Raw genomic sequence first — 4,856 nt, forward strand, 5'->3', positions numbered from 1 at the left:
CGTGGGCCGCGGCCGGCTGATCTCCGAGCCCGGCGTCACGTCAGAAAAGTCCCGTTGCTGGCACTGGACGTCCGAAAAGCGTCGTTGATCTTGGACGGCCTCACCGCGCCGGGTAGTGGGTGCCGGCGGCCTTCACCGTGCGGATGACCGGCGCCGTCTCCACGCCCTGCACGCCCGGCAGTGCCGCGACCTTCGTCGTCAGGTACCGGTAGAGCGCCGGCGCGTCGGGGCTGGCCACGGTCGCGTAGACGTTCGTGCGCCCCGTCGTCGCCGCCGCGAACGGGACCTCGGCGTGCCCGGCCGGCGCCCGCCCCGGCGGCGTCGAGGTCCGCGGGCACGTGAGGTAGAGCATCGTGCGCATCGGGAGGTCGTGGGCGTCGGGTGAGACGTCCACGTCGAGGTAGAGCAGCCCGCCGGCGCGCAGGTCGTGCAGGCGGCGCCGCACCGTCGACGGTGAGGTCCCGCACTCGCGGGCGAGGTCCTCCACCGCGGCCCGTCCGTCGGCCCGCAGCAGGCGCAGGATCCGCCGGTCGACGTCGTCGAGCCGGGGCGGCGGCACCGCGGCGGGCACGTGCGCGGTCAGCTGCGCCACCTGGTCCTCGTCGAGCGGGCCCTGTTCGGTGAACGGCTCGTGCGCCCCGCCGTAGAAAACGTGCAGCGCCTGGTGCGCGCTCACGTCGAGCACCCGCGGCGTGCGCGGCAGCCGGGAGAGCAGCATCTCGCCGGCGGCCACCGTGTCGCTCGCCCGCAACGAGCACGCGATCTCCTGATCCACGACGTGTCCGGCCGCCGGGCCAGCACGTCGGCGATCTCGGGGGCGGCGTCGGGCGCGCACCGGGCGCGGATCATCCTCTGGTCGTCCCCGACGACGGCGGGGTCGCTGACGCCGATCACCCGCAGCGCCTTCGCCGAGCGCAGCCGGGCGTAGCGGCGGGCCACGCGCCTCGGCCGCGCTGGTCTACGGGCTGGTGTCCGCGGGGGAGCACGGGTGGGGTGCGACGGCGACCGTGGTCACCCTGGCGCTCGCGTCGGCCGCGCTGGTGGCCTTCGTCGTGGTGGAGTGGCGTGGCGAGGCCCCGATGCTCGACCTCGCGCTCTTCGCGAACCCCTCGTTCGCCGCGCTCATGGTCGCGGCGGCGGTGCTGCAGGCGGCCGCGTTCGCGCACCTCGCGCTGGTCTCGGTGTGGTGCAGTCCGCGGGCGCCGGGACGAGCGACCCGACGACGACGGCGAACGCGCTGGCCGGTGGGCGGGCGGCGGCGCACTGGTCGGGTCGGGGGACACGACGACGGCGGTGGTGCACCAGGCGTTCGCGGCCGGGCTGGACCGGGTGTTCACGGTGTCCGGGGTGTGCGCGCTGGGGGCGGCGGTGCTGGTGGCGGTGTGGGTGCGGTCGGCGCCCCGCGGCGGCCGCCCCGGCCCGGGTGAGCGCGGGCGCCGCGGCGTCCTGAGACGAGCGAAGGGCCCCTCCGCTCGAGTAGATCGAGCGAAGGGGCCCTTCGGTCAGATCAACGCCGGGTCCGGCGGTTCCGGCGAGGGGCGCCCCCGGTCGATCTACTCGACCGAAGGTGCCCTTCGCTCAGAACCCGGGCGGCGGCTCTACGCGCCGGACGCGGCCTCGACCTTCGCCAGGGTGGACTTCACGTCGGCGAAGCTCGGGTTGGTCGCGGCCGACCCGTCGGGGTAGACGACGGTCGGCACCGTGCGGTTGCCGCCGTTGACCTGCATGACGATCTCCGCGGCGTCCGGCGTGCGCTCGATGTCGACCTCCTCGTAGCCGATGCCCTCCCGGTCGAGCTGGCTCTTCAGCCGCCGGCAGAAGCCGCACCAGCTCGTCGTGTACATCGTCATCTGCGCCATGTGCGGTGCAACGCCACTGGTGATCTCAGGCTTCCACGTGGCCGAACCGGTGACGGGTCACACTGATCGCCTGCTCCCGCAGCACCGAGAGCATCTCCCGGCGCCCGTCGGCGAGCACCGGGGCGTCCACCAGCGACGCGCCGACCTCCCCGGCCGCCCGCCGCAGCGTCTCCGGCACCGTGCCCACCGTGCGCAGCCGCTCACCCGGCACCGGCTCGACGTGGGGACCGACCTCGTCCACGGCCACCCCGGCGCACGCACCCGCCAGCCGCACCCGCAGCACGTCGCGGTCGGCCGCGTCGGCGCCCACCACCAGCCGCAGGCCCGGCAGCGGCCGGTAGCGGAAGACGTTGGCCTCGGCCGCGATCCCCGTCGGGTCGTGCTCGACGCCGAACTCCTCGCGCCACGCCGCCGCGTCCGAACCCGCCGCCGCCCGCAACCACGTCAGATCCGCCGCCGGAACCGACGACGCCACCGAGGTCAGCAGGTCCGCCGCGGCCCCGACGACGGGCGCCGACGGCAGCTCGGCGAGGTCCGAGGGGTCGGCCCAGGTGCCGAACTGCGCCACGTAGTTCGGTCCGCCCGGCTTCGCGCCCGGCCCGACCACCGAGCCCTTCCACCCGCCGAAGGACTGCCGCTGCACGATCGCCCCGGTGATGTGCCGGTTGACGTAGGCGTTCCCGACCTCGACCCGCTCGCTCCAGCGCTCGATCTCGTCGGCGTCGAGCGAGTGCAGCCCGCCGGTCAGGCCGTAGCCGGTGGCGTTCTGCAGCTCGATCGCCTCGTCGAGCGTGGCCGCCGTCATCAGCCCGAGCACCGGCCCGAAGCACTCGGTGCGGTGGAACCACGACCCGGGCGCCACGCCCTCGCGCACCCCCGGCGTCCACAGGGCACCGTCGACGTGCCGCGGCGCCACCAGCCACGACTCACCTGGCTCCAGCGTGGTCAGCGCCCGCTCGAGCTGCGGGGTCAGCTCGCCCACCAGCGGCCCCGTCGTGGTCGAGAGGTCGTCGCCCCGGCCCACCCGCAGCGTGGTCACCGCGTCGACCAGCTGGCGCCGCAGCCGCCGCCCGATCCGCGAGCGCGGGTCACCGGCCGACCCCACGAGGATCGCCAGCGACGCCGCCGAGCACTTCTGTCCGGCGTGCCCGAACGCCGAGCGGACGAGGTCGGCGACGGCGAGGTCGGGGTCGGCGGCCGGGGTGATCACCAGCGCGTTCTTGCCCGAGGTCTCCGCGATCAGCGGCAGGTCCGGCCGCCACGAGCGGAACAGCGCCGCCGTCGCGCTCGCCCCTGTGAGCACCACCCGCTCCACCGCCGGGTGCGTGATCAGCCGCTGCCCCGCGGCGCCCTCGTCGGTGTGCACGAGCTGCAGCGCGCCCGCCGGGATCCCCGCCCGGTGGAGGGCCGCGACGCCGACCTCCGCGCACGCGCGCACCTGCGGCGCAGGCTTGATGACGACGGCGGCGCCCGCGGCGAGCGCGGCGAGGCAGCCGCCGAGGGGGATCGCGACGGGGAAGTTCCACGGCGGGGTCACGACGACGACGCGGGCCGGGGTGAAGCGCCCCGGCTCGATCTCGGCCGCGCGGTCGGCGTAGTACGCCGCGAAGTCGACCGCTTCGGAGATTTCCGGGTCGGCCTCGGCGACGGTCTTGCCGGCCTCGTGGACCATCGTCGTGAGCAGCTCGGTGCGCGCCGCGGCCAGCGACCGGGCGGCCTCGCGCAGCAGCCGGGCCCGCTCGGCCGGGGCGGTGTCGCGCCACGACGACGCCGCGGCGCGGTCGACGACGGCGTCCACCGCGGCCGGGTCGGTCAGTTCCGGTGCGGTGACGACGGCGGGGGTGGCGGCGACCGCGCGGCGGGCCCAGTCCCGGTTGGCGGGCAGCGAGGGGTCCGTGTCGGGCTCGTTGCGGAAGCCGGCCTCGTCGTCGGGTGAACGGCGCCGTTCTGACGTCGGACGCGAGGACAGTGCCGTTGCTTTCGTGGTGGCCGCGACCTCGGCCGACCGGTCCTGGGTGCGGCGTGGGATGTCGGCGACGAGGTCGCGGTCGCGCACCGAGGCCCGGAAGCGGTCGAGGTAGCTGGCCGGGCCGGCCTCGGAGAACATCGCGTACAGGTAGTTCTCCTGCCCGGCGTTCTCCTCGAGCCGGCGGACGAGGTAGCTCACCGCGGCGTCGAAGTCCTCGCTGTGCACCACCGGGGTGTAGAGCACGAGGCTCTCGTCCGAGGGGAGGTCCGCGGCCACCGTGTCGGCCTGCGCCGGGGCCATCCCCTGCAGCATCTCGACGTCCATCGCCCGCTCCACCCCGCGGGCGGCGGCCAGCTCGACGGCCAGCGCCACGTGGTGCAGGTGGTGGCTCGCGACCCCCACCCGCAGCGCATCGGCCAGCTCGGGGCGCAGCGCGTGGTCGAGCAGTCGGACGTAGTTCGCGTCGACCTCGGCCTTGGTGGCGTACGGCGCCTGCGGCCAGTCGTGCAGCGCGGCGTCGACCCGCTCCATCGCGAGGTTGGCGCCCTTGACCAGCCGCACCTTCACCGGGGCCCCACCCGCGTCGACCCGCCGTCGGGCGAACGCCGCGACCTGCTCGAGCGCCGCCACCGAGTCCGGCAGGTAGGCCTGCAGCACGATCCCCGCCGAGTAGCCGCGCAGCGGAGGCACGTCGAGCAGCGTCGTGAACAGCGCCAGCGTGAGGTCGAGGTCCTTGTACTCCTCCATGTCGAGGTTGACGAAGACGCCCTCGTCGCGGGCCGCCTCGAACAGCGGCGTGAGGCGCTCGACGAGCCGGTCGCGGTTGCCCTCGAGGTCCCAGGGGACGAGCTGGCTCGCGACGGCGGACGCCTTGACCGAGACGTAGTCGACGTCGGGCCGGCGGATGAGCGCGAGGGTCCGCTCGAGGCGGCGCTCGGCCTCGGCCTCACCGAGGACCGCCTCGCCGAGCAGGTTGAGGTTCAGCCGCCTGCCCCGCGCCCGGGCCGCGGCGAGGTGACGGCCGAGCG

5 protein-coding genes are annotated in these 4,856 nt (G+C 75.3%); 2 read left to right on the plus strand and 3 right to left on the minus strand.

Translation table 11 applies throughout. The features are described 5' to 3' along the window. Positions 1 to 100 precede the first annotated feature (100 nt). Positions 101 to 775 (minus strand): Lrp/AsnC family transcriptional regulator, encoded by a 675-nt coding sequence (locus tag VGH76_RS27550; protein WP_331559959.1) that lies wholly within the window; start codon positions 773 to 775, stop codon positions 101 to 103. A 3-nt stretch (positions 776 to 778) separates the two neighbouring features. Between VGH76_RS27550 and VGH76_RS27555 the strand changes: the two genes are divergently transcribed. Both VGH76_RS27555 and VGH76_RS27560 read left to right on the plus strand, forming a co-directional pair. Continuing rightward, positions 779 to 928 carry a hypothetical protein gene (locus VGH76_RS27555; RefSeq protein WP_331559960.1) on the plus strand — a complete coding sequence of 50 codons (150 nt, stop codon included), beginning with the start codon at positions 779 to 781 and terminating at the stop codon, positions 926 to 928. 40 nt (positions 929 to 968) lie between these two features. After that, positions 969 to 1,427 (plus strand): hypothetical protein, encoded by a 459-nt coding sequence (locus tag VGH76_RS27560; RefSeq protein WP_331559961.1) that lies wholly within the window; start codon positions 969 to 971, stop codon positions 1,425 to 1,427. A gap of 171 nt (positions 1,428 to 1,598) precedes the next feature. Here the strand turns inward: VGH76_RS27560 and VGH76_RS27565 are convergent, their stop codons facing one another. Together VGH76_RS27565 and VGH76_RS27570 are read right to left on the minus strand one after the other, a co-directional pair. Then, a complete protein-coding gene (locus tag VGH76_RS27565; protein WP_331559962.1) occupies positions 1,599 to 1,859 on the minus strand; it encodes a mycoredoxin in 261 nt (86 codons plus the stop codon). A 25-nt stretch (positions 1,860 to 1,884) separates the two neighbouring features. Further along, on the minus strand, positions 1,885 to 4,856 hold a 2,972-nt coding region (locus VGH76_RS27570), incomplete at its 5' end, for a proline dehydrogenase family protein (RefSeq protein ID WP_331559963.1).

Source organism: Actinomycetospora sp. (assembly GCF_036497585.1).
Classification (GTDB): domain Bacteria; phylum Actinomycetota; class Actinomycetes; order Mycobacteriales; family Pseudonocardiaceae; genus Actinomycetospora.